The 24,833-nt window shown below is 60.2% G+C and carries 24 protein-coding genes; 14 read left to right on the plus strand and 10 right to left on the minus strand.

What is annotated here, in order from left to right; genetic code table 11:
* Positions 1 to 75 precede the first annotated feature (75 nt).
* The 5 genes from BLS87_RS03955 to BLS87_RS03975 all read left to right on the plus strand — a co-directional run bounded on the left by BLS87_RS03955 (position 76) and on the right by BLS87_RS03975 (position 5,553).
* Positions 76 to 978, plus strand: coding sequence for a LysR family transcriptional regulator (locus tag BLS87_RS03955; protein ID WP_074750465.1), 903 nt, complete (start codon positions 76 to 78; stop codon positions 976 to 978).
* Positions 979 to 1,111: 133 nt separating this feature from the next.
* A complete protein-coding gene (locus BLS87_RS03960; protein ID WP_074750467.1) occupies positions 1,112 to 2,005 on the plus strand; it encodes a LysR family transcriptional regulator in 894 nt (297 codons plus the stop codon).
* A 316-nt stretch (positions 2,006 to 2,321) separates the two neighbouring features.
* Positions 2,322 to 3,632 (plus strand): MFS transporter, encoded by a 1,311-nt coding sequence (locus BLS87_RS03965; protein ID WP_074750469.1) that lies wholly within the window; start codon positions 2,322 to 2,324, stop codon positions 3,630 to 3,632.
* A 96-nt stretch (positions 3,633 to 3,728) separates the two neighbouring features.
* Entirely contained in the window at positions 3,729 to 4,733 is a 1,005-nt protein-coding gene (locus BLS87_RS03970; RefSeq protein WP_074750471.1) for a M14 family metallopeptidase, read from the plus strand.
* Between the two features lie 136 nt (positions 4,734 to 4,869).
* Complete coding sequence (locus BLS87_RS03975; RefSeq protein ID WP_074750473.1) at positions 4,870 to 5,553, plus strand: GNAT family N-acetyltransferase; 684 nt, start codon at positions 4,870 to 4,872, stop codon at positions 5,551 to 5,553.
* 18 nt (positions 5,554 to 5,571) lie between these two features.
* Here BLS87_RS03975 and BLS87_RS03980 read toward each other — a convergent pair whose 3' ends face one another.
* From BLS87_RS03980 to BLS87_RS04000, 5 genes are all read right to left on the minus strand, one after another.
* Positions 5,572 to 6,330, minus strand: coding sequence for an endonuclease/exonuclease/phosphatase family protein (locus BLS87_RS03980; protein ID WP_074751349.1), 759 nt, complete (start codon positions 6,328 to 6,330; stop codon positions 5,572 to 5,574).
* A 136-nt stretch (positions 6,331 to 6,466) separates the two neighbouring features.
* Positions 6,467 to 7,681 (minus strand): MFS transporter, encoded by a 1,215-nt coding sequence (locus tag BLS87_RS03985; RefSeq protein WP_074750475.1) that lies wholly within the window; start codon positions 7,679 to 7,681, stop codon positions 6,467 to 6,469.
* Between the two features lie 183 nt (positions 7,682 to 7,864).
* Positions 7,865 to 9,451, minus strand: coding sequence for an ABC-F family ATPase (locus BLS87_RS03990; protein WP_074750477.1), 1,587 nt, complete (start codon positions 9,449 to 9,451; stop codon positions 7,865 to 7,867).
* A gap of 296 nt (positions 9,452 to 9,747) precedes the next feature.
* On the minus strand, positions 9,748 to 10,116 hold the full coding sequence (locus tag BLS87_RS03995) for an NUDIX hydrolase (protein ID WP_074750479.1): 369 nt from the start codon (positions 10,114 to 10,116) through the stop codon (positions 9,748 to 9,750).
* A 178-nt stretch (positions 10,117 to 10,294) separates the two neighbouring features.
* Positions 10,295 to 10,606, minus strand: coding sequence for a hypothetical protein (locus BLS87_RS04000; protein WP_074750481.1), 312 nt, complete (start codon positions 10,604 to 10,606; stop codon positions 10,295 to 10,297).
* 349 nt (positions 10,607 to 10,955) lie between these two features.
* Between BLS87_RS04000 and BLS87_RS04005 the strand changes: the two genes are divergently transcribed.
* The 8 genes from BLS87_RS04005 to kdgK all read left to right on the plus strand — a co-directional run bounded on the left by BLS87_RS04005 (position 10,956) and on the right by kdgK (position 17,562).
* Positions 10,956 to 11,804 (plus strand): transporter substrate-binding domain-containing protein, encoded by an 849-nt coding sequence (locus BLS87_RS04005; protein ID WP_074750483.1) that lies wholly within the window; start codon positions 10,956 to 10,958, stop codon positions 11,802 to 11,804.
* 71 nt (positions 11,805 to 11,875) lie between these two features.
* A complete protein-coding gene (locus tag BLS87_RS04010; RefSeq protein ID WP_074750485.1) occupies positions 11,876 to 12,538 on the plus strand; it encodes an amino acid ABC transporter permease in 663 nt (220 codons plus the stop codon).
* Positions 12,539 to 12,550: 12 nt separating this feature from the next.
* Positions 12,551 to 13,213 carry an amino acid ABC transporter permease gene (locus BLS87_RS04015; protein WP_074750487.1) on the plus strand — a complete coding sequence of 221 codons (663 nt, stop codon included), beginning with the start codon at positions 12,551 to 12,553 and terminating at the stop codon, positions 13,211 to 13,213.
* A complete protein-coding gene (locus tag BLS87_RS04020) occupies positions 13,210 to 14,001 on the plus strand; it encodes an amino acid ABC transporter ATP-binding protein (RefSeq protein WP_074750489.1) in 792 nt (263 codons plus the stop codon). The genes BLS87_RS04015 and BLS87_RS04020 overlap by 4 nt, the downstream gene beginning before the upstream one ends.
* 24 nt (positions 14,002 to 14,025) lie before the next feature.
* A complete protein-coding gene (locus tag BLS87_RS04025) occupies positions 14,026 to 14,415 on the plus strand; it encodes a RidA family protein (RefSeq protein WP_074750491.1) in 390 nt (129 codons plus the stop codon).
* Positions 14,416 to 14,583: 168 nt separating this feature from the next.
* The gene (locus BLS87_RS04030; RefSeq protein WP_074751350.1) at positions 14,584 to 15,348 is read left to right on the plus strand and encodes an IclR family transcriptional regulator; all 765 of its coding nucleotides are present in this window, start codon (positions 14,584 to 14,586) and stop codon (positions 15,346 to 15,348) included.
* Between the two features lie 54 nt (positions 15,349 to 15,402).
* Positions 15,403 to 16,608: an amino acid deaminase gene (locus BLS87_RS04035; RefSeq protein WP_074750493.1), complete on the plus strand. Its 1,206-nt coding sequence runs from the start codon at positions 15,403 to 15,405 to the stop codon at positions 16,606 to 16,608.
* Between the two features lie 12 nt (positions 16,609 to 16,620).
* Positions 16,621 to 17,562, plus strand: coding sequence for a 2-dehydro-3-deoxygluconokinase (gene kdgK / locus BLS87_RS04040; protein ID WP_074750495.1), 942 nt, complete (start codon positions 16,621 to 16,623; stop codon positions 17,560 to 17,562).
* A gap of 123 nt (positions 17,563 to 17,685) precedes the next feature.
* Here the strand turns inward: kdgK and BLS87_RS04045 are convergent, their stop codons facing one another.
* A complete protein-coding gene (locus tag BLS87_RS04045) occupies positions 17,686 to 17,961 on the minus strand; it encodes a peptidylprolyl isomerase (RefSeq protein WP_037009819.1) in 276 nt (91 codons plus the stop codon).
* Positions 17,962 to 18,144: 183 nt separating this feature from the next.
* Between BLS87_RS04045 and BLS87_RS04050 the strand changes: the two genes are divergently transcribed.
* Positions 18,145 to 19,311 (plus strand): PilT/PilU family type 4a pilus ATPase, encoded by a 1,167-nt coding sequence (locus BLS87_RS04050; RefSeq protein WP_074750497.1) that lies wholly within the window; start codon positions 18,145 to 18,147, stop codon positions 19,309 to 19,311.
* Positions 19,312 to 19,325: 14 nt separating this feature from the next.
* Here the strand turns inward: BLS87_RS04050 and BLS87_RS04055 are convergent, their stop codons facing one another.
* From BLS87_RS04055 to BLS87_RS04070, 4 genes are all read right to left on the minus strand, one after another.
* Complete coding sequence (locus BLS87_RS04055; RefSeq protein WP_074750499.1) at positions 19,326 to 20,096, minus strand: 3-hydroxybutyrate dehydrogenase; 771 nt, start codon at positions 20,094 to 20,096, stop codon at positions 19,326 to 19,328.
* A gap of 10 nt (positions 20,097 to 20,106) precedes the next feature.
* The gene (locus BLS87_RS04060) at positions 20,107 to 21,498 is read right to left on the minus strand and encodes a GntP family permease (RefSeq protein ID WP_074750501.1); all 1,392 of its coding nucleotides are present in this window, start codon (positions 21,496 to 21,498) and stop codon (positions 20,107 to 20,109) included.
* Between the two features lie 275 nt (positions 21,499 to 21,773).
* The gene (locus BLS87_RS04065; RefSeq protein ID WP_074750503.1) at positions 21,774 to 23,186 is read right to left on the minus strand and encodes a sigma-54 interaction domain-containing protein; all 1,413 of its coding nucleotides are present in this window, start codon (positions 23,184 to 23,186) and stop codon (positions 21,774 to 21,776) included.
* A gap of 62 nt (positions 23,187 to 23,248) precedes the next feature.
* A complete protein-coding gene (locus BLS87_RS04070) occupies positions 23,249 to 24,832 on the minus strand; it encodes an ABC transporter ATP-binding protein (RefSeq protein ID WP_074750505.1) in 1,584 nt (527 codons plus the stop codon).
* Position 24,833 lies beyond the last annotated feature (1 nt).

Here is a 24,833-nt window from a genome sequence, read left to right on the forward strand (position 1 = left end):
GATCCATTTGGGTCGGCTTTCTGACTCGCACCGGCACGCCACACGCTCTTTGAATTGGAACCATGAGGATCATCAATGGCCCGTGACAGTTACAACGACCTTCTTGCGTTTCTGGCCGTGGCCCGAGAGCGCAGTTTTACCCGCGCGGCGGCTCAGCTTGGGGTGTCCCAGTCGGCGCTGAGCCATACCATTCGCGCGCTGGAGACGCGGCTCGGCGTGCGCTTGCTGACCCGCACCACCCGCAGTGTTGCGCCCACAGAAGCGGGAGAACGGCTGTTCAACAGCCTGGCGCCGCGCTTCGAAGAAATTGATGCCGATCTCGCGGAAGTTCTGGCGTTTCGTGACCAGCCGCGCGGCACGATTCGCATCACCGCGACGGACTATGCTGCGAACTCGGTGCTCTGGCCGCGTCTGCTGACCTTTTTGCCTCAATACCCGGACATCAAGGTCGAAATCATGACCGACTATGGGCTGACCGACATCGTCGCCGAGCGTTACGACATCGGTGTGCGCCTGGGGGATCAGGTGGCCAAAGACATGATTGCCGTGCGCATTGCGCCGGACATGCGGATGGCGATCGTCGGTGCTCCCGGCTACCTCAAGGACCGCCCGGCGCCTGAAACACCGCAGGCGCTGACGCAACACAACTGCATCAACCTGCGTTTACCAACCCATGGCGGGTGTTACGCCTGGGAATTGAGCAAGGGCGACACCGAGGTTCAGGTGCGCGTTGAAGGCCAATTGACGTTCAACGGCGCTTACCAGATGCTTGAGGCGGCCCTGGCCGGGTTCGGTCTGGCGTACATTCCCGAGGAGCTCGCCAGACCCTACGTGGCGTCCGGTCGGTTGGTGTGGGTGCTGGAGGACTGGTTTCCGACGTTCCCCGGGTTTCACCTCTACTACCCAAGCCGCCGTCAGTCCTCCCGCGCGCTGACCCTGGTGGTCGATGCCTTGCGGTTGTCGAAGGGGGCGGTTTGAAGCCCTCATCGATGCATCAATGTGTTCGATTCCATGAGATGTGCTCATAGCGGCATACCCTTTGCGGGGCTTAATCGCTCCTTTCGAGGCACGTTTTTCGGCGTGTCCCCGACAACGTCAAGCAGGACTCACGATGCAACTGGAATGGCTGGAAGACTTCATCGAACTGGCACGTACGCGCAGTCTGTCGCGGGCGGCGGAGAACCGTTGCGTGACACACCCGGCGTTCGGGCGGCGGATTCGCGCGCTGGAAGACTGGGTCGGTGCGCCGCTGATCGAGCGCAAACAACCGCTGTCGCTGACCCCGGCGGGGTTGTTGTTTCTGGATGCAGCGACGCAGTCGATGGAGTTGCTGCTGGCGGCCCGCGCGCAGTTTCAGAACATCGGCCTTAACCGCGATGAGCCGCTGCGGATCGCGACCGGCCGCACCTTGGCCAGTGAATTCTTCCCGGACTGGTATCAGTCGCTGCACGAACAGTTCGGCGCCTTTGCGGTGTCGCTGGTCACGGGCGGCGCACAGGAAGCGATCGTCAAGTTGTCAGCGGGCGAGGTGGATTTGCAACTGATCTTCTCCAGCCCGCTGACCCGTATCCTGATCGACAGCGAGCGCTTTGACTCGCGAGTCCTGGCGCAAGAGGTCTTGTTGCCGGTCAGTGCGCCCGATGGTCAAGGCCTGCCCATGTTCTCGATCCACCCCGACAGCGATGCATCGAGCATTCCCTGGCTGGGGTTCTCGCCGACGCTGTCGTTGCGCGGCGTGCTGGCGCAGCACCTGGCCAGGCTGCCGCAACGTCTGGCCCTGCGAATGATCTATCAGGCCGATTCTTACGAGGCGATTCTGGAAATGGCCAGACGCGGCAACGGTCTGGCCTGGCTGCCCAGAATGGTGGTGCAGGAAGCGCTGGCCTCGGGACAGTTGGTCATCGCTGGCGGCCCTGAGATGCACATCGGCTTTGATATCTCACTGCACCGTCTGCGCTCGAATCGCAGTGACCGTGTGATGCGGATCTGGGACGGGTTGGGTTGATCGGGTCTTGCTGAGAGGCGCAAATACCTGCCCTGTTATTGTGCGTCTTGAAAAAAACACCTCCCGCGCACGCGTCTGAAATCCCCGTGGCAACGGCGTCGTGCCGAACAGGCTCAAGGCTGTGCCCAAACAGCAATTGTCGAACCGCTGACTCTGATTCACTTTGGCTCCGGGCCGGACAGTCACGAAGGCGCAGATCGTCGATCACTGTCCGGTTGTTTTCACCCATAACAATGACTGCCGTCGCGTCCGCCAGGCGCCCAATGCCCGTGCGGACAGGATCGCTAACTGTGAAACAGACCCGGAAGCCACTCCCATGACCACTCACGCATCCACCGTGCACTCGGCACAGGCAACGACCCGGCGAGGGCCGTGGAAAGAGATCGTCGCCGCCAGCTTCGGCAACGCGCTGGAATTCTATGACCTGCTGATCTATGGCTACTTTGCGGTGGTCATCGGCAAGCTGTTTTTCCCCTCGGACAACGAGACGACCTCGTTGCTGTTGGCCGTAGGCTCGTTCGGTATATCGTTTCTAATGCGTCCACTGGGTGCAATCGTCCTCGGTTCGTACGCCGACCGGGCGGGGCGCAAAGCGTCGCTCACCCTCTCGATCCTGATCATGCTGATCGGCACAGCGTTGATTACGTTCACGCCTTCCTACCAACAGATAGGAATGGCGGCGCCGCTGTTGATCATCGTCGCGCGGATGCTTCAGGGCTTTTCCACCGGCGGTGAATTCGGCGCGGCGACGGCGTTCATGGTCGAGCATGCCGACGCCAGCCGTCGTGGTTTCTTCGCCAGTTGGCAGTTGTCGACGCAAGGACTGGCCACGGTGCTGGCGGCCGGCGTCAGCGCCTTGCTCAGCTACGCGCTGAGCGACGTGCAACTGAATGACTGGGGCTGGCGCGTGGCGTTTGGTGTCGGTCTGTTGATCGGGCCGGTTGGCTTTTACATTCGCAGTCAGATCGATGAGACCCCGGACTTTCAGAAGGTCGTGGCCAAGGCCGAGCCGAAAACGCCGCTGCGCGACGTGCTGATCAAAGGCCATGTCAGCCTGTTGCTGGCGATCGGCGTGGTGGCGGGCGCCACGGCGTTCAACTACGTGCACAAGCTCTACATGCCGACCTATGCGCTGAAACAGTTGCAGATCGCTGCGACGTCTTCTTACCTCGGAGCGCTGGTGACCGGAGTCACGCTGATGATCATGGCGCCGGTGTTTGGCAGCCTGTCCGACCGTTACGGGCGTTTCAGGGTGCTGACGATTGCGCTGCTGATCACCGGTCTGTCGTCGTACCCGATGTTCGTCTGGCTCAACCATTTTCCCAGCGTGTCCACGCTGCTGATGGTCCAGGCCATGGTGGGCGTGCTGATCGCGGCGTGCCTGGGGCCGATACCCGCGATGCTCGCCGATATCTTCCCGACCAGCATCCGCGGCACCGGCCTGGCGCTGAGCTACAACTTTTCGGTCACCCTCTTCGGCGGCTTCGCCCCGCTGATCGTGACGTGGATGATCGAGGCCACGGGCAGCAAGCTGGCGCCGAGTTTCTACGTGGTTGCGACGTCGCTGGTGAGCGTCATCGCCGTGATTCTACTGGGGCGGCGCATGCGTCACAGCACGCCGGCCTGAGCCTGTCACCCATCCATTTCCATTCATGAATTGAGTGTTGCCGCAGCCCATAGAGGGGCCACGGCTCGCGTATGCCATTGTCCGTTGGAGGCCCAAATGAAGACCCTTGAGCAAGTCCGTGCATCGCTGAAACCGTATCCGATCGAGGTTGAATTCCCGGATATCCGTCGCTGGAAGGAGGGCACCGACGGCGTCGATTACGTTCACAGCTTCGACAGCGGCGTTGCCGGGCCTCATGTGATGATCATGGCCCTGACCCATGGCAACGAAGTCAGCGGTGCAATCACGGTCGATGCCTTTCTTGCGCGCGAACTGCGCCCGCGTCGGGGACGGTTGACCCTGGCATTCGGCAACGTCGAGGCCTATCACCGTTTCGATCCTCAGAACATCGACGCCACCCGTTATCTGGACGAAGACATGAACCGCGTCTGGTTGCCCGGCAAGCTTGACGGTGAACTGGACTCCATTGAGTTGCGTCGGGCACGCCAGTTACGCCCGGTGGTGGACACCGTGGACCTGTTGCTGGACATCCACTCGATGCACGAAGAAGCGCCGCCGGTGATGATGTGTGGCGCGCAACGCAAGGGCATTGATTTCGCGGCAACGCTGGGCGTGCCGCAGACGGTGGTCGTCGATGCAGGGCATCCGAATGGGCGTCGGCTGCGCGACTATGAGGGCTTCAACGATCCGTCGAGCGCCAGGAACGCGCTGTTGATCGAGACCGGTCAGCATTTCTCCAGGCGCAGTCGTCAGGTGGCACTGGACACGGCCGCGCGCTTTCTGGTGACCACCGGCACGGTGTCGCCGGAGGACGTTGTCGAGTTCATCAACACGCAAACGCCGCAGCCGCAGCGGTTTCTTGAAGTGACCGACCCGGTGGTGGCCGACAGCATGGATTTCAGCTTTGTCGACGATTTCCGGGGCCTGGAGTTGATCGAACAAAAAGGGACGGTGATCGCCCGTGACGGCGACACCGACCTCGTCACGCCCCATGACCATTGTGTTCTGGTGCAACCCTCGCTGCGTCATCTGGGCGTGGGCGTGACGGTGGTGCGGCTGGCGAAGATCCTGGACGTGGCGCCTGAGCGTTTGTCGTTCTGATCAGGCGGGGCGCTGTGGTTGTATGGCACTCCGGACAAACCCGGCGCCGACGTCGCCTCAGAAGCGGTTATGATGCGCGGGTTAGCCCCTCCACGTGATCGTCGTCGTGGAGCCTTCGCCCAGAGTCAGGATTCTCATGTACACCATCACCCGCCTTGAAAACACGCCGCCCGAATCGATCCAGAGTCAGATCATGCAGAGGGTGGTCGATTACGTGACCGACATCAGCATGGTCGGCATTGTCGCGAGCAACCCGCTGTATCAGCTGTATCAGTACGGGGTCGGGCACGAGGTTCATCAGTACCTGCAAGCCATGAATGGCTCTCGGGGTTTCCCGGTCGAGCTGATCGTCGCTCTGGATGACGAAGACCCTTCTGTGGTCATCGGCTTTTTGTTGTACCTGCCGGTGCAGGACGATCCGGAAGCCTGCGCGGTGGCGTATATGGCGGTGCACGCCAGCCAGCGTCGACGCGGGATCGCCCGAGCGATGCTGCGCCAGATGATCGAGCGGTATCCTCATGCGGAGCTGGCGTGCTTCGCCGGCAAGGTGCCGTATTTCGAGGCCATGGGGTTTCGGGTTCTAACGGCACGGGGTCCTCAGGTCGTGATGAATACCCGGGACCATCAGACTGAGGGCTTGCTTGCAGTGCTGGACGTCGCACCGATCTACAACTCGGTGGAGGTACGGCAAATCCACGCTTATTTACTCAAACAGCATGGCAAGCGCGCCATGACCGATGCTGAAAAGCAGCGGGACCGTCACCTCGATCAGATGACGCGCCAAGCCCGGTTAATGGTGCTGGAACGGTTGAATCAATGAGCAGGTGAGCGGGTGCCGTCACATGTGCACTTCCACCGCCAATGGCAGATGGTCGGATAAATGAGTCCAGGGCCGAGTGCCAAGAATTTTCGGGTCGTGGCTGGTGGCGTTGCGCAGGTATACCCGGTCCAGGCGTAGCAACGGAAAACGTGCAGGGTAGGTTTTCGCCAGTTTGCCGTGACTGCGCTCAAAGGCCTCGTGCAGGTATTCGCAACGGGCCAGGCGTTTGTTTCCCTGCAATTGCCAGTCATTGAAGTCACCCGCGATGACCACAGGCGCGTGTTCCGGCAATGAATCGAGTAGCGCGCACAGCAGGTCAAGCTGCAGTTGCCGATGGCTTTCGAGCAGGCTCAGGTGCACGCAGATCGCATGCACCTCGTCATGCCCCGGGACCTGCAACACGCAGTGCAACAGCCCGCGTCGCTCCGGCCCCGTGATCGACACGTCCAGATTGCGGTAATGCAGAATCGGGTATTTGGAGAGCAGGGCGTTACCGTGGTGCCCCTCGGGGTACACCGCATTGCGGCCGTAGGCGAAGTCGCTCCACATGCTGTCTGCCAGGAACTCGTAATGGGAGGTCTCGGGCCAATCCGAGAACCGTGCGGCATGCCGGTCATGGCCGCCAAGCACCTCTTGCAGAAACACCAGGTCGGCGCCTGTACTGCGCACCGCTTCACGCAGTTCTGGAAGGATGAAGCGTCGGTTCAGCGCGGTGAAGCCCTTGTGGGTGTTGACCGTCAGCACGCGAAGTCGGTGGACATCACGTACGTCAGCCATGTCCGTAGGGGGAACACGGGTGCCTGCAGGGTCGGGGTTCACGCGCACACTCCTGTCGCGGGGGATGTGCTAACTCCGACCCGGCAGCCACTCGGCAGTTCAGCTTTATTCGGCTGAGGTCCAGGTCAGTGTTTGATCACACCCGCGTGTCTACGGTGGGGCGGCGAGACAGCAGCAACGTCAAGGCCAGCGCGAGGAGCGACAGCAGGGCGGCGAAGAAGAAGATCCAGCCGTAACCCATGCCTAGCGCGATCGCGCCCATCAAGGGCCCGGCAATCGCCAGCGCCAGGTCGAAGAACACCGCGTACGCACCCAACCCGGCACCGCGGCTGCTGTTGGGCACCTGTCTGATGGCCTCGACACCGATGGCCGGGTACACCAGCGACAGGCCGAAGCCGGTGAGTCCCGCGCCGATCAGGGCTACGGTGGTGCTCGGTGAAAGCCACAGCAACACCAGCCCGATGGTTTCCACCGACATGCAAGCAATCGCCGAACGGAAACCACCAAAACGGGTGATCGCGTTGATGAAAAAAAGTCGGGCAACGATGAAGCAGATGCCAAACACTGTCAGGCACCAGGCAGCGCCTTCCCAGCCACGGTTGACGTAATAGAGCGTGATGAAGGTCGTCAGGGTGCCGTAACCGATCGACGACAGGGTCAGGCTCAATCCGTACGGTGCCACGCGGCCGAACACCGACCAGAAGGCCATGCGCTCGCCTCGAACCACGGGCACCGGCGGCTTGTTGCGGATCAACAGCAGCGCGCCAGCGGCCAGCGCGGTGAGCACCAGGCCCAGGCTGACAAAGCCCAGCGCATCGACCATCACCACGCCCAAGGGCGCACCGATCGCAATCGCGCCGTAGGAGGCGATGCCGTTCCAGGAAATGGAGCGCGCCGTGTGCTCGGACCCGACCTGCCCAATGCACCAACTGATCGTGCCGACCCCGATCAACCCTTGAGACCCGCCGAGGATGAGCCGGGCGATCACCAGAATGATCAGGCTGGCCTGCGCATAGGACTCCAGCAAGATTGCCACCACCGTCAGCACACCGCTCAGTGCGATGCCGGAGAGGCCGTACACGATCGCCCGCTTGGTGCCGATGGTGTCGCAGATCCTGCCAGCCACCGGGCGGCTGAGCAGGGTCGCCAGGTATTGCGATCCGATCACCAGACCCGCCACCACCGCACTGAATCCAAGCTGATTGTGCACATAGCCGGGCATGACCGCGATGGGCAAACCGATGCACAGGAAGGCAACGAACGTGTAAAAAACGATGGAAACGATTTGCAGCGTGATCGTCAGTGAGCTGGCGTTTGGAGCAGGCGTGTTTGGCGGCAGGGCGGCAGACATGGGACTCTTCGCTGGAGCGGTGGGAGTGCGTCATCATCGCGCGGGATCAACAGAAATGAAAGCAGGCTAACGATGTAAACCCGCCTGACTGGAGGATCCCTGGGCATTCACCGACCCGCAAAACCATCGCTCATAAAAAAGCCCCGTCGCGTGGACGGGGCTTTCGGTAAAACGCGTAGCGGCTTAGAACACCACGCCCTGGCTGCGCAGGTAGTCGTCATAGGTGCCGCTGAAGTCGGTCACGCCGTTAGGGCTCAGCTCAATGATGCGCGTGGCCAGCGACGACACGAACTCTCGGTCATGGCTGACGAAGATCAGCGTGCCCGGGTAGTTTTCCAGCGCCAGGTTCAGCGCCTCGATGGATTCCATGTCCAGGTGGTTGGTCGGTTCGTCCATGACCAGAACGTTCGGTTTCTGCAGGATCAGCTTGCCGAACAGCATGCGGCCTTGCTCACCACCGGAGATGACCTTCACCGACTTGAGGATCTCGTCGTTGGAGAAGAGCATACGGCCCAAAGTGCCACGAATGATCTGCTCGCCCTGCGTCCACTGGCCCATCCAGTCGAAGAGGCTGACGTCGTCTTCGAAATCGTGCGCGTGATCCTGAGCGTAGTAGCCCAGTTCAGCGCTTTCAGTCCACTTCACCGAGCCTGCATCCGGCGTTAGTTCGCCCATCAGCGTGCGCAGCAGGGTGGTCTTGCCGATGCCGTTCGGGCCGATGATCGCCACGCGCTCGCCGGCTTCGACGGTGAAGCTGAAGTTTTTGAACAGGGTCTTGCCGTCGAACCCTTTGGACATGTGCTCGATGGTCACCGCCTGACGGTGCAGCTTTTTGGTCTGCTCGAAGCGGATGAACGGGCTGACGCGGCTCGAAGGCTTGACCTCGGCGAGCTGGATCTTGTCGATCTGCTTGGCGCGAGAGGTGGCCTGCTTGGCTTTCGAGGCGTTGGCCGAGAAGCGGCTGACGAACGTCTGCAGCTCGGCAATCTGGGCTTTCTTCTTGGCGTTGTCCGACAGCAGCTGCTCGCGGGACTGGGTTGCCGCTGTCATGTACTCGTCGTAGTTACCCGGGAACAGGCGCAGCTCGCCGTAATCCAGGTCAGCCATGTGGGTGCACACGCTGTTGAGGAAGTGACGGTCGTGGGAAATGATGATCATGGTGCTGTTACGCGCCGTGAGAATGGTTTCCAGCCAGCGAATCGTGTTGATGTCCAGGTGGTTGGTCGGTTCGTCGAGCAACAGCACTTCCGGATTGGAAAACAACGCCTGAGCGAGCAAAACACGCAGCTTCCAGCCCGGCGCGACTTCGGTCATCGGACCGAAATGCTGTTCCAGCGGAATACCCAGACCCAGCAGCAGCTCACCCGCGCGGGATTCGGCGGTGTAGCCGTCCATTTCAGCGAACTCGGTCTCAAGCTCGGCCACGGCCATGCCGTCTTCTTCGCTCATTTCCGGCAGCGAATAGATACGGTCACGCTCGGCTTTGACTTTCCACAGTTCCTCGTGGCCCATGATCACGGTATCGATCACGGTGAATTCTTCGTAGGCGAACTGATCCTGACGCAATTTACCCAGGCGCACGTTCGGCTCGAGCATGACCTGACCGCCAGACGGCTCCAGATCACCGCCCAGAATCTTCATGAACGTGGATTTGCCACAGCCGTTGGCGCCGATGAGGCCGTAGCGATTGCCGTTGTTGAATTTGACCGAAACGTTCTCGAACAGCGGTTTTGCGCCGAACTGCATCGTGATATTTGCTGTGGAAATCAATTACCTTACCTTTCAATAGCTTGGAAGTGACCGACCGCCGCTTGGGCGTGCATAGGGCAGCGGATGAGCCAGGGAGCTCGCGCCTGTCACGATCTTCAGTGAACCCGACAGGCAAAAAAACCACCTCAGCGTCGACCTTGTTCAGGGCGCTGGGCAGCTTGTATGCGGGATTCATGCCGGACAGTGGCGCGCATTGTCGCATAGCTGGGATGACAGATATATGGGGGAGGGCCAGCCTGACCCATCGAAATCAGGCTGGCGGACGTTTCAGGGCTTTGGTCCGATGAAAAGCCGCTTCACGCAATGGCATCGCTCAGGAACGCCTTGATGATGGACTTGACGGAGGGGTTGACCTTCACGTCGCTCAACGCCTTGGCGGTGAACCATTTGCAGTCGGCAATTTCGTTTTTGGGAGAGGGCGACGCGATGAGCGTGACCGAGACTTCGAACACGTGATGCAGCACGGTCTCCGACTCACAGCGGGTGACATAGGACAAATCCTCGAGAATAAGGCCGGTCTCTTCGCGCAATTCCCGCACAGCGGCTTGCGCGGGAGACTCTCCCGCCTCGACTTTCCCGCCCGGCAGGTTCCAGCGTGCCTTGGGTTTGCGCACGTACAGAATCTCGTCGTCTCGTCGGCAAATCACCGTGGCGCGTTCTTTCATTGAATGTTCCTCCACCGTACAGCTTGTGAGATGCACCCAAGGTGCGAAATGTCACGCAGCTGTCATAAAAGCTTCATGAATGACTTGGAGGCATTAACGGTGCCAACGTTCCCTGTTTCATCGGCCTGTACGGCCGCTCCTTTAACCCTAGCAGCGATGTGCGCGCGCAGCCTTTGAATCACGGCTTGGTGGGGGCCGCTTTCTTTTGGGTCGAATGCGTGCGGTCGGTCTTCGATGGGGTGGCGTGCCTGACAGGCGACTGTTTCTCGACTGCTTTTTTGTCGGTGCCTGCAGGCTCGGGGTTGGCGGGCTTCTTCTCGTAGCCTTGGGCATCACCGCCATTACCACCGGCTGGTGAGGATGGGTTTACGCCGGGCGGTAACGCTGAGCCTCCTGCTTCGGCTGCCATGCCATGGGGTGTAAACAGTGCCGTAATACCGAGGGTTAAAAATCCTGCCGTTAACAGGTGGGACAGTTTGGGCATGCTCATGAGGTGTCTCCCGTCTGACTGACGTTTTGTTTACGTTTAGGCATCTGTGGCGATGCCAATGTGCTGTCAGCGCGACGGACGGGCGCCAGGCACTTAACGCTGCGCGTTTCTGGCGCGTTACGCACAACACTGGGGCCTCGGTACACAGCGCTGTGGGAAACGGTAGCGCCCATTTTTGTCTGACGTGTTTCCGCGGCTCGGCCTCTCATGGCTAGCTCATTGATATTGCAAACGTTTTGAACGCTGTTTTTCTTCTTCGATTCTGTGGCACACTTTCTGCTGTCTATTCCGCTGTTACATACCTAGTTCCGGTATAGCGGAATAAACACCTTCTAGCGGAGTTCATCACATGCATCGCGGACCTTCTTTTCTGAAAGCTTGTGCGCTTGTACTGGCAGCCACAGCAACCCTAGCGACCACGGTTCAAGCGGCTGACAGTAAGCTCGACAGCGTGTTGCAACGCGGCCACCTGGTGGTGGGCACGGGCAGCACCAATGCTCCGTGGCACTTCCAGGGCGCTGACGGCAAATTGCAGGGGTTCGATATCGACATCGCGCGTATCGTCGCCAAAGGTCTGTTCAACGACCCGACGAAGGTCGAGTTTGTGGTGCAGTCGTCTGATGCGCGGATTCCGAACTTGCTGACTGACAAAGTCGACATGAGCTGCCAATTCATCACCGTTACCGCCAGCCGCGCGCAGCAAGTCGCGTTTACCCTGCCGTACTACCGCGAAGGCGTGGCGCTGCTGTTGCCCGCCAACAGCAAGTACAAGGAAATCGACGACCTCAAGGCCGCCGGTGATGGCGTGACCGTTGCCGTGCTGCAGAACGTTTACGCAGAAGAGCTGGTTCACCAGGCGTTGCCCAAAGCCAAAGTCGATCAATACGACAGCGTCGATCTGATGTACCAGGCGATTAACTCCGGCCGTGCAGACGCCGCCGCCACTGACCAGTCTTCGGTCAAGTACCTGATGGTGCAGAACCCTGGCCGTTACCGTTCCCCGGCGTTCGCCTGGAGCCCACAGACCTACGCGTGCGCCGTTAAACGTGGCGATCAGGACTGGCTGAATTTCGTCAACACCGCGCTGCATGAAGCCATGACCGGCGTTGAATTCCCGACTTACGCGGAGTCCTTCAAGAAGTGGTTCGGCGTCGAGCTGCCGACTCCAGCCATTGGTTTCCCGATGGAATACAAGTAACCCGCACTACATCACTGAACTGACGGGGCGGGGAAGGCCGTGATGTCTTTCCGTCCCAGGTACTGCTGACCATGAATTATCAGTTGAACTTTGCAGCCGTCTGGCGGGATTTCCCCAGTCTGCTGGCGGGGCTGGGTCTGGGCCTTGAGCTGGCCCTGATCTCGATCGCCATCGGCTGCGTGATTGGCCTGATGGCGGCGTTTGCGATGCTGTCTCGCTACCGGGCGTTGCGCGTGGTGTCGTCGGTGTATGTCACGGTGGTTCGCAATACGCCGATTCTGGTGTTGATCCTGCTGATCTACTTCGCCTTGCCCAGCCTGGGAATCCGCATGGACAAGATCCCTTCGTTCATCGTCACCCTTTCGCTGTACGCAGGGGCATACCTGACGGAGGTGTTTCGCGCCGGTCTGCTGAGCATTCACAAAGGCCAGCGTGAAGCCGGTCTGGCGATCGGCCTTGGCGAATGGCAGGTACGGGCCTACATCATCGTGCCGGTGATGCTGCGCAATGTGCTGCCAGCGCTGTCGAACAACTTCATCTCGCTGTTCAAGGACACCTCGCTGGCGGCCGCTATTGCCGTGCCGGAGCTGACCTATTACGCGCGCAAGATCAATGTCGAAAGCTACCGGGTCATCGAAACCTGGCTGGTGACCACGGCGTTGTATGTCGCGGCCTGTTACCTCATCGCCATGCTCTTGCGCTACCTCGAACAGCGCTTGGCGATTCGCCGCTAGGAGGCCCCAGACATGTACGAACAACCGACCTGGTTGCATGAGTTGTGGATCGCCCGCGAGGCACTGTGGGCCGGTTTTCTGACCAGCGTGCAGTGCGCTGGCCTGGCGATCATCTTTGGCACCGTCATTGGAGTGTTTGCCGGGTTGATCCTGACCTACGGCAAGCTCTGGGCGCGGCTGCCATTTCGTTGCTACGTCGACCTGATCCGTGGCACGCCCGTTTTTGTGTTGGTGCTCGCCTGCTTTTATATGGCCCCGGCGCTGGGCTGGCAGATCAGTGCGTTTCAGGCCGGCGCACTGGGCTTGACGCTTTTCTGCGGTTCCCACGTCGCGGAAATCGTGCGCGGAGCCTTGCAGGCCATTCCGCGGGGCCAACTGGAGGCGGGCAAGGCCATCGGCCTGACGTTCAGCCAGTCGCTCAGTTACGTGCTGCTGCCGCAAGCGCTGCGACAGATCCTGCCGACGTGGGTCAACTCGTCCACCGAGATCGTCAAGGCGTCGACCTTGCTGTCAGTGATCGGCGTGGCCGAGTTATTGCTCAGCACACAACAGGTGATCGCGCGCAATTTCATGACCCTGCAGTTTTACCTGTTCGCGGGATTTCTCTTCTTCGTCATCAACTACGCCATCGAGCTTCTTGGGCGGCAAATTGAAAAACGGGTGGCCTTGCCATGACACAGACTCAAACCGCGACCGCTGCACCGGCGTTACTGAGCATCGAAGGACTGCACAAATCCTACGGCCCTGTCGAAGTCCTCAAGGGTGTGGACCTGAAGATGAACAAGGGCAACGTGGTGACCCTGATCGGGTCCAGTGGCTCTGGCAAGACCACGCTGTTGCGTTGCGTCAACCTGCTGGAAGAGTTCCAGGGCGGGCATATCCGTCTCGAAGGGCAGGACATCGGCTACAGCGACGTCAACGGCAAGCGCGTGCGTCACCCTGAAAAGGTCATCGCGCAGCACCGGGCCATGACCGGCATGGCGTTTCAGCAGTTCAACCTGTTCCCGCACCTCACCGCGTTGCAGAACGTGACCCTGGGGTTGCTCAAGGTCAAAAAACTCCCCAAAGATCAGGCCGTCGCCCTCGCTGAAAAATGGCTGGAGCGCGTCGGTCTGCTAGAGCGGCGTAATCACTACCCAGGCCAGTTGTCCGGTGGGCAGCAACAGCGTGTGGCCATCGCCCGTGCCATTGCGATGAACCCCAGCCTCATGCTGTTCGACGAAGTGACCTCGGCCCTCGACCCGGAACTGGTCGGAGAAGTGCTCAGCGTGATCAAAGGCCTGGCCGAAGAGGGCATGACCATGTTGCTGGTCACCCACGAAATGCGCTTTGCCTATGAAGTGTCCGATCAAATCGTCTTCATGAATCAGGGTCGCATCGAAGAGCAGGGCCCTCCCAAGACATTGTTCGAGCAGCCCAAATCGGCGCGCTTGAGCGAATTCCTCAAGAACATTCGTTTTTAAACGCTCAATCAAAGGAGATTTTTCATGAGCATTACTCGTTACGGCGCTGGCAGCACCGCAGGTGGCGGCCAGCCACGTCCATTCGCCCGCGCGGTAGAGGCTGACGGCTGGTTGCATGTCTCCGGCCAGGTACCGGCGGAAAACGGCGAGATCATTGTTGGCGGCATCGTTGAACAAACCCATAAGACGATGCAGAACCTGGTGGCGATTCTGACTGAAGCCGGTTATGGCCTCGAAGACGTGGTCCGTGTCGGTGTCTGGCTTGAAGACCCTCGGGATTTCTGGAGCTTCAACAAGGTGTTCGGTGAGTACTTCACGCCCGAACACGCCCCGGCCCGTGCCTGTGTACAGGCGAACATGATGGTCGACTGCAAGGTCGAGATCGACTGTATTGCTTATAAAAAGAAAGGCTGAAAGAGGTTGCCCTTGTAGGAACGCGCTTGGCCGCGATGGCGGTGCGTCAGGCAATGATTTTTTTGCAGGCATACCACAATCGCGGGCAAGCGCGCTCCTACAGTCACTGTCGTGCTTGTAAACTGCGTGCCTCATTCAGGAAAGACCCGCTCAATGGAAAGCACCACCATGACCGAAGACACCATCAAGCGCCGGGCCCGTGGTCTGGACCGGGCGTTCGATATTCTTGATTTCCTCAAGGAAAAAGGCACGCCGCTGCGGCCCAATGAAATTGCCAGCGGCATCGGCAGTCCCAAGTCGACGGTGTATGAATTGGTCAGCTCCCTGCTGGAGCGGCGCATCCTCGAAACCGTGGGCAAGGACGGCCACGTGTACCTGGGGCGTCAGCTGTATTTCCTCGGCCAAGCGCATCTGCGGCATTTCGATTTCACCCGCGAGGCTGAAGTCAGCCTGTGTGAAATCGTCGACCAGACCCGGGAAACCGCGCAGATGTGCCTGCTCAACGGTCGCAAATACACCGTGGCATTGATGAAGGAAGGCGCTCGGCATTTCCGCATTTCCTCGGACATCGGTGAAGATGCGCCGATTCCGTGGACCGCTTCGGGACGCCTGCTGCTCGGGCACTTGAGCGATCAGGAAATCATCGACCTGATCGACCCTGAGGATTACATCCTCCCGGACGGTCAGCGACTGCCGCTGGAGACCTTCCTCGCCGAGATTCGTAAAGCGCACGACGAAGGCTTTTTCTCCTTCAACAGCATTGCCGACACCTTCACCCACTGCTTCGCTGCACCGGTGAAGGACAATCAGGGCATCTGCATTGCAACCCTGTGCATTGTCGCCCCTCGGGCCGATGCGACCGCACACTACGACGACTATCGACGGGTACTGATCAACAGCGCCAACAGCCTGGCCCGTCGCGTCAACGACTGACGGGGTCGCCGACGAGTCGCGATCCTTACCGAACAAGAACTCTGGAGAACAGACATGACGATTGCCGCACTGGAAAAAGGCGCCGCCAACCCCGGCGACCAGCTTGTACGGGATGTGAGCCTGCCCGCGCTGGTCATCCACGACACGGCGCTGGAACACAATCTGCGCTGGATGCAGAAATTCGTCAGCGACAGCGGCGCGGAACTCGCACCGCACGGCAAAACCAGCATGGTCCCGGCTTTGTTTCAGCGTCAGTTGCAGCACGGCGCCTGGGGCATGACCCTGGCAACCGCCGTGCAGACCCGCGCGGCTTACGCCCACGGCGTGCGCCGCGTGTTGATGGCCAACCAGTTGGTCGGTGCGCCGAACATGGCGATCATTGCCGACATGCTCACGGATTCGATGTTCGACTTCCATTGCATGGTTGACCACCCGGACAACGTCAAGGCGCTGGGCGAGTTCTTTGCGCAGAAGGGCCTGCACCTGAATGTCATGATCGAGTACGGCGTGGTGGGTGGCCGTTGCGGCTGCCGTAGCGAAGAAGAAGTCATGGCCCTCGCGGACGCCATCGCCGCACAACCGGCGTTGAAGCTGACCGGTATCGAAGGCTATGAAGGGGTGATTCATGGCGATCAGGCCGTCAGCGGGATTCGCCAGTTCGCCGCGTCGCTGGTGCGTCTGGCCGTGACCCTGCAAGACAAAGGCGCGTTTGCGCTGGACCGTCCGATCGTGACCGCGTCGGGTTCGGCCTGGTACGACCTGATTGCCGAAGAGTTCGACAAGCAACAGGTTCGCGACCGTTTTCTCAGCGTCCTGCGCCCCGGCAGCTACGTGGTGCATGACCATGGCATCTACAAAGAGGCGCAATGCTGCGTGCTGGACCGTCGCCACGATCTGAGCGAAGGGCTGCAGCCGGCACTGGAAGTATGGGCTCACGTGCAGTCGATGCCGGAGCCGGGGTTTGCAGTGATCGCATTGGGCAAGCGTGACGTGGCGTTCGACGCTGGCATGCCGAACCCGATCAAACGTTACAAAGCGGGTGTCGTGCCTGCTGAAGGCGATGACGTGAGCGCCTGTAAAGTGACTGCCGTGATGGACCAGCATGCGTTCATGACCGTCGCGCCGGGCTGCGAGCTGAAGGTGGGCGACATTATTTCTTTCGGCACCTCGCACCCTTGCCTGACGTTCGATAAGTGGCGCACGGGGTGCCTGGTCGGCGATGACCTGAGCGTGATCGAAACCTTTGACACCTGTTTCTGACGGAAGCCTGCGATGAGCGAATTTCTCAGTCACAGTCACCCACGGGTGGCGCTGATCGGCGAATGCATGATCGAGTTGCAGCAGCATGCCAACGGCACGCTCAAGCAAAGTTTTGGCGGCGACACGCTGAACACTGCGGTGTACCTCTCACGGCTGCTGGGGTCGGCGGCGCAGGTGGATTATGTCACCGCCCTGGGTGACGACAGCTTCAGCGATGCCATGTGCGCGATCTGGGCAGAAGAGGGCATCGGTCTGAGCCGCGTGCAGCGGTTGCCGGGACGTTTGCCTGGGCTGTATTGCATCCAGACCGATGCCCAGGGCGAGCGGCGCTTTCTCTACTGGCGTAACGAAGCGGCTGTGCGTGAGTGCTTCACCACGCCGGCGGCCGATCCGATTCTGGCGGCTTTGCCGGAGTACGACGTGCTGTATTTCAGCGGCATCACGCTGGCGGTGTTGGGCGAAGTCGGGCGTGCCCGGCTGTTGTCGACCTTGGGCGACGCCCGGGATCGCGGCGCTCGCGTGGTCTTCGACAACAACTACCGGCCGCGCCTGTGGCGCAGTGTCGATCAGGCGCGCCAGGCGTATCGGGCGGTCATGCACGAAGTCGATCTTGCGCTGCTGACCGAGGAGGATGAACAGGCGTTGTTCGATTACGCCGACAGCGAGGCGATCATGAGCGCCTACCGCGACATGGGTGTCAGTGAGGTGGTGATCAAGCGAGGGGCACAAAGCTGTCTGGTGCGCGCGGACAACCGCCGTTACGAGGTGCCCGCGCATCCGGTGCACAACGTCATCGACACCACCGCAGCAGGCGACTCCTTCAGCGCCGGGTATCTGGCCCGGCGTCTGCGTGGCGGCAGTCCGCAGGAAGCGGCGGAAGCCGGGCACCGTCTGGCGAGCCTGGTCATTCAGCATCCGGGGGCGTTGATTCCGCGCAGCGTGATGCCGGCTTGAATCGCTGACGCAAATCCCTTTAGGCGCTTGCTTGCCCGCGATTGCGGTGTGTCATTCACCTTTGCGGTGTCAGGCCGAACGCAATCGCGGGCAAGCGCGCTCCTACAGGTCGTTTTTTGCAGTTCAATCCCGATAAAACACCTGCACCAGGTGATAACCGAACTTGCTCTTCACAGGCCCATGCACCGTACGCAGGGGCTTTTTGAAAATGACCTGGTCGATCGCTCCGACCATCTGGCCGGGGCGAACTTCGCCCAGGTCGCCGCCGCGCTTGCCGGACGGGCAAGTGGAATATTTCTTTGCCAGCACATCGAACGCTTCGCCCTTGGCGATTCGCTGCTTGAGCTGCTCGGCTTCTTCAGCCGTCTTGACCAGAATATGGCGGGCTTGAGCTTTCATGATGAAATCGCCTCGATAAAAAAGCCGCGCATTATGCCTTTACGGCACGATTTCAGGTAATTTCCTTCACCTTGGCCGGACGAGCGTACGCCAACCTTCGGCGAACGTTGGTGCGGGTCGATGGTCGCACTTGAACAGTGTTGACCTGCTGTCTTCTTAAAACCTTTATGTGCGGTGTGACTTATGGATTTCCCGGCGTTGTTGAAGGTTCTTGCCACCCAGGACGGATCGGATCTTTACCTCTCCACGGGAGCGCCGCCGTGCGCCAAGTTCAACGGCGTGCTCAAGCCGTTGGGCACCGAGGCGCTGAAGCCCGGCGACGTGGCGCTGATCGCCGAGGGCATCATGGACGCCGAACAGCGTCTGGATTTCGAACGTGAGCTGGAGATGAACCTGGCCTTTTCCCTGTCGGGAATCGGCCGTTTCCGGATCAACATCTTCAAGCAGCGCAACGAAGTGTCCATCGTCGCGCGCAACATCAAACTCGACATCCCGAAATTCGAAGACCTGCACCTGCCACCGATTCTGCTCGATGTGGTCATGGAAAAGCACGGTCTGGTGCTGTTCGTCGGTGCGACCGGATCGGGTAAATCGACGTCCCTGGCCGCGTTGATCGATCACCGCAATCGCCACGCCAGCGGGCACATCATCACTATCGAAGACCCGGTGGAGTTCATTCACAAGCACAAGAAGTCGATCATCAACCAGCGCGAAGTGGGGGTCGATACTCGCAGTTTTCACGCGGCGTTGAAGAACACGTTGCGTCAGGCTCCCGACGTGATCCTGATTGGTGAGATTCGGGATCGCGAGACCATGGAACATGCGCTGGCGTTTGCCGACACTGGCCACCTGGCGATCTCGACGCTGCACGCCAACAACGCCAACCAGGCGCTGGACCGCATCATCAATTTCTTCCCCGAGGACCGCCGTCCGCAGTTGCTTCACGATCTGGGTAACAACCTCAAGGCGTTCGTGTCCCAGCGTCTGGTCAAAACCAGGGACGGCAAGCGCAGAGCGGCCGTGGAAGTGATGCTGGGCACGCCGACCATTCGCGACCTGATCCACCGCAACGAGCTGACCGAGCTCAAGGGCATCATGGAAAAGTCGACGAATCTGGGCATGCAGACTTTTGATAATGCGCTGTACGACCTGGCAGTCGAAGGCGCGATCACTGAAGACGAAGCATTGAAAAATGCCGACTCGGCGAACAACGTGCGGCTGCGTTTGAAGCTTCACAATGAAGGTGGCGTCACCCATATCACCACACCGCCCCCGGCGCCACAGCCTGCCGCGCAGGTGGACGTGAAGGATTGGGGGCTGGTGGATGAGCGGGATGAGCCGGGTTCCTAGGCCTGCGTATCCGGTTATCGTGCCAGCCAGCCGCCATCGATATTCCACGCCGCGCCGCGCACCTGCGCCCCGGCTTCACTGCACAGGAACAACGTCAGCTCGCCCAACTGGGAGGGTGTGACGAACTCCAGTGACGGCTGTTTCTCTGCCAACAGGTCATGTTTGGCTTGCTCGATGTCTCCGGTTTCGGCGCCGCGATCGTCAATCTGCTTCTGAACCAGCGGGGTCAGCACCCAGCCCGGACAGATTGCGTTGCAGGTGACCTGGGTGGTGGCGGTTTCCAGGCCGACGACCTTGGTCAGGCCTATCACGCCATGCTTGGCTGCGACATACGCGGCCTTGCCTGTAGAGCCCACCAAGCCGTGCACCGACGCGACATTCACGATCCGGCCCCAGCCTTTGGCTTTCATGCCCGGCAGCGCCAGGCGGGTGCTGTGGAACACCGAGGACAGGTTGATCGCAATGATCTTGTCCCAGCTCTCGACCGGGAAGTCTTCCACGGCATCGACGTGCTGGATGCCGGCGTTGTTGACCAGAATATCCACGCCGCCGAACTCACGCTCGGCGTAGGCGATCATGTCGGCGATCTGGGCCACGTCGCTGACGTCCGCAGGGTGATGGCCGACCTTGCCACCATATTGCTTGACCTGCTCGATCACGGCCGACGCGTCGCCAAAGCCGTTCAGCACCAGATTCGCCCCGGCCTTGGCGAGGGTCAGCGCGATCCCCAGGCCGATGCCGCTGGTGGAGCCGGTGACCAGTGCGGTTTTACCTTGCAGACTCATGTTCGATTCCTCATACGATGCCGGTTGCATAGAAAGTGCCGATGACCACGAAGACCGCCAGGGTCTTGATGATGGTAATCCCGAAGATGTCCTTGTACGCCTCGCGGTGGGTCAGCCCCGTCACCGCAAGCAACGTGATGACCGCGCCGTTGTGCGGCAGGGTGTCCATGCCGCCACTGGCCATGGCTGCGACCCGGTGCAGGACTTCCAGCGGAATATTGGCGGCGTGGGCAGCGGCAATGAAACTGTCCGACATCGCAGCCAGCGCGATGCTCATGCCGCCCGACGCCGAGCCGGTAATGCCCGCGAGCAAGGTGACGGTGATCGCTTCGTTGACCAGCGGATTGGGAATGGTCTTGAGCCCGTCGGCCAATACCAGAAAGCCCGGCAGGGAAGCGATGACCGCACCGAAGCCGTATTCCGACGCCGTGTTCATGGCAGCCAACAGCGCGCCGCTCACCGCGCCTTTGCTGCCTTCAGCGAGTTTCGACTTCACGGCACCAAAGGCGAACAGCAGCACAAAGACGATCCCCACCAGCAAGGCGGCTTCCACGGCCCAGATCGCGGTGATTTTCGAAATCTCGGTCTGAACGGGCGTAGCCATCCCGGGCAGCGCCAATGTGTGCGTCTTGCCATACCATTGCGGAATCCACTGAGTGAACAACAGGTTCATCACGCCAACCAGCAGCAATGGCGCCAGCGCGATCCAGGGGTTGGGCAGCTTGATGTCAGAGGCGGTTTCCGGCTCGTTGCGCAACTCGGTGCCGTAGCCTTCGCCTGCGCGTTGTGCCTTGTTGCGCTGGCGCGTCAGGAACAGCATGCCGGCGCAGAACACGAATGCGGTACCGATCAAGCCCAGCCACGGTGCCGCCCAGGCGGTGGTGTTGAAGAAGGTCGACGGAATGATGTTCTGAATCTGTGGCGTGCCGGGCAGGGCGTCCATGGTGAACGAGAAGGCGCCGAGCGCGATGGTCGCCGGGATCAAGCGTTTGGGAATGTTGCTCTGGCGGAACATTTCCGCGGCGAACGGATACACCGCGAACACCACCACGAACAGCGAGACGCCGCCATAGGTGAGCAGGGCGCAAACGAGCACGATCACCAGCATGGCTTGGCGCGTGCCGAGCAGGCCAATGGCCGCCGCGACGATGGAGCGGGAGAACCCGGAGAGTTCGATCAGCTTGCCGAACACGGCGCCGAGCAGGAAAACCGGGAAGTAGAGTTTGACGAAGCCGACCATCTTGTCCATGAACACGCCGGTAAAGGCGGGCGCCACAGCCGATGGATCGGTCAACAACACAGCGCCAAGCGCAGCGATGGGGGCAAAAAGGATAACGCTATAACCACGGTATGCAGCAAGCATCAGCAGCGCGAGGGCTGCCAGCGCGATGATCACACTCATCGAGTGTCTCCTGTTGTTTTTGTTATGACTGCGGTCCAGCCGCGTACAGGAGGTATAGCTACTTTCGTGCCATTACGCTAAATGATTGATTCTTATGACTTTTCTAATGGGTCGCGATAGGGCAGTGGCAAACTATGTCTCTGATGAGAGACTTACGTCCTTGCAAACATGACGATCCTGCTCGCTGGCGCAAACAAATCAGCCTACGGGACCCCGCCCCGGAGGCGTTTTGAGGATGTTCACGGAAAATCCGGATTCAGAGACGCCGAGTCTCATTATTGAGACTCGGCGATGCCCAGCGCTGCCATTTTTTTGTACAACGTGGATCGTCCCAGCCCCAGTTGCTGCGCAGCGAGGATCACGTTGCCTCGGCAGTGCGCCAGTTTTGCTTGAATCAATTCGCGATCGAAACGCTCGCGCGCCTCGCTGTACGTTTCACCAGACACCGGCGCAGGCGACTCCGTAACGCCTTCAATCGGCACCAGGGTGCCGATGGCGGCGCGGATCTCATCCGCGCCGAGCTGCAAATCGTCGCTGAGCAACGCGGCGCGCTCCAGCACGTTGCGCAACTCCCGGATATTGCCAGGCCAAGCGTGCTTGCCCAACATCGCCATGGCGCTGGGTTGCAACTCATGCTGACTGCGCAGTTCTTCCAGAATGGCCTCGCTCAGCGCCGCAAGATCGTCCAGACGTTCGCGCAATGGCGGCACGCCGATGGGCAGCACACTGAGGCGGTAGTAGAGGTCTGCACGAAACGCTCCACGCTTGATCGCTGCTTCCAGATCCGTCGACGTCGCCGCTATCAGGCGCACGTCGCTTTTGATCATTTCGTTGGAGCCCACGGGCTCGTATTCCTTTTCCTGCAGCACCCGCAGCAATTTGCTTTGTAGGGGCAGGGGCATGTCGCCGATTTCGTCAAGGAACAGCGTGCCGCCTTCGGCCAGATAGAATTTGCCCTGTCGCCCGCGCCGGTCTGCGCCGGTAAATGCGCCCGGTGCGGTACCAAAGAATTCCGCTTCCAGCAGCGTCTCGGGAATTGCCGCGCTGTTGATGCTCACGAACGGCTTGTGGGCGCGGGGCGATGTGTTGTGAATGGCGTGGGCGAGCAATTCCTTGCCTGTCCCGGTTTCCCCCAACAGCAACACGGGGGAGTCGGTGCTGGCGCTGCGTCGGGCGCGACGCTTGACCTCAAGGCTCGCCAGGCTGTTGCCAATGAAATGCGCAAAACTGTATTTGGCCTGCCGGGCGCGCAACAGCGAGCGGGTCGAGGCCAATTCCTGCTGCATGCTGAGGTAACGTTTGAGCAGCGGCGACAGCGCATGCAGTTCATCGAAGAGGGCGAAACCGATTGCGCCGATCACGCCACCGACATCGTCATGAATCGGCAAGCGCATGACCACCAGCGGGTCCTTGGCGGTGTCCATCATGTCCAGCAGGATGGGTTGGCCATTGCTGGCGACTTGTCGCAGCAGGCTGCCGGGAATCACTTTTTCGCAGGGTTGACCCACCGCCCGACTGGCGTCTTCCAGGCCGAAGCGCCTTGCATAGCGCTCGTTGATCCAGACGATTCGCGCTTCCTTGTCCACGATCACAGTACCTTCACTGGACTGCTCGATGATTTCGAACAACGAACGGATGGCGAGTCGCCGTACGCGTCGGTAATCCTTGAGGCTGTCACTGTCTTTCATGCACTGTTCCGTCGTTTCCGTCCCCGGCATCTGGCCGAACAGACTGCTGGTGATTGCTTTGTTCAGTTGAAACCCGGATGTGCTGCCGCCAGCAGTTCCTTGGTGTAGGGGTGCTGAGGTGCGTCGAACACGTCGTGGCTGGCGCCTCGTTCGACGACTTTGCCGTCCTTGACCACGATCAGGTCGTGGGCGAGCGCCCGCACGACCGCCAGATCATGGCTGATGAACAGATAGGTCAGACCATGCTTTTCCTGCAGTTGGCGCAACAGCGCCACTACCTGCTTCTGCACGGTGCGATCCAGCGCAGAGGTGGGTTCGTCGAGCAAAATCAAGGCAGGTTTGAGAACAAGCGCGCGTGCAATGGCAATGCGTTGCCGCTGCCCACCGGAAAATTCATGGGGATAGCGATGTCGGCTCAACGGATCGATACCGACTTCCTCCAGTACACGAATCACTTCGGCCTCACAGCAGACCTTGTCCAGTTCGCTGTGGACTTCCAGGCCCTCGCTGATGATCTGCGCCACCGACATGCGAGGACTGAGGCTGCCATAAGGGTCCTGGAAAACCACCTGCATCTGCTTGCGCCATGGCCGCATCTGCTTCTGGCTCAGGGTGTCCAGCGCGTGGCCCTTGAAACGGATACTGCCACGGGATTCCAGCAAGCGCAGGATTGCCTGACCAAGTGTCGATTTTCCTGACCCAGACTCGCCAACAATGCCGAGGGTCTTGCCGCGTTCAATGCTCAGACTGACGTCGTCGACCGCCTTCAGGTACTCCTGGTGACGATTGAAGATGCCACCACCCAGCGAGAACCAGACACGCAGGTTATCGACTTCAAGTACTTTCTCACGTGTGTCACGAGGCAGCGGTTCGCCCGCAGGCTCCGCGTCCAGCAGCAACCGGCTGTAAGGATGCTGAGGGTTCTTGAACAGCAGGTGGCAGTTGGACTGCTCGACGATTTCACCTGCGCGCATCACGCAGACTTTCTGGGCGATGCTATGAACCAGGTTCAGGTCGTGACTGATCAGTAGAAGTGACATGTTAAGACGTTGCTGTAACTCTTTGAGGAGCAACAGGATTTTCCGCTGCACCGTGACGTCCAGAGCCGTGGTGGGTTCGTCGGCAATCAGCAGTTCTGGCTCGCACGCGAGCGCCATGGCGATCATCACCCTTTGCCGTTGCCCTCCGGAAAGTTCGTGCGGATAGGCTTTCAGGCGCTTCTTGGGATGCTGGATGCCGACCAGTTCAAGTAACTCGAGAATGCGAACCTTGGCCTCTCTTCCGGTCAGCCCTTTGTGCAGCAGAAGCGTTTCCCCGATCTGTTTGGCCACGGTGTGCAGCGGGTTCAGCGAGGTCATCGGTTCTTGAAAGATCATCGCGATCTGATTGCCGCGAATGCGCCGCATCAGTTTGCCGTCTGCGCCCAGTAATTCCTGGCCGCGATACCTGATGCTGCCGGTGCTGACCGTGCCGGCTTGGGGCAGCAGTTGCAGGATCGAGTGCGCGGTCACGGACTTGCCAGACCCTGACTCACCGACCAGTGCCAGGCACTCACCGGCAGGAATGTCCAGACTGAGGTTCCTGACCACAGTATTTCCATTAAAAGACACCGACAAGTCGCGGATTTCAATCAGGTTTTCAGACATG

This window comes from Pseudomonas abietaniphila (assembly GCF_900100795.1).
GTDB classification, from domain to species: Bacteria; Pseudomonadota; Gammaproteobacteria; order Pseudomonadales; family Pseudomonadaceae; genus Aquipseudomonas; species Aquipseudomonas abietaniphila.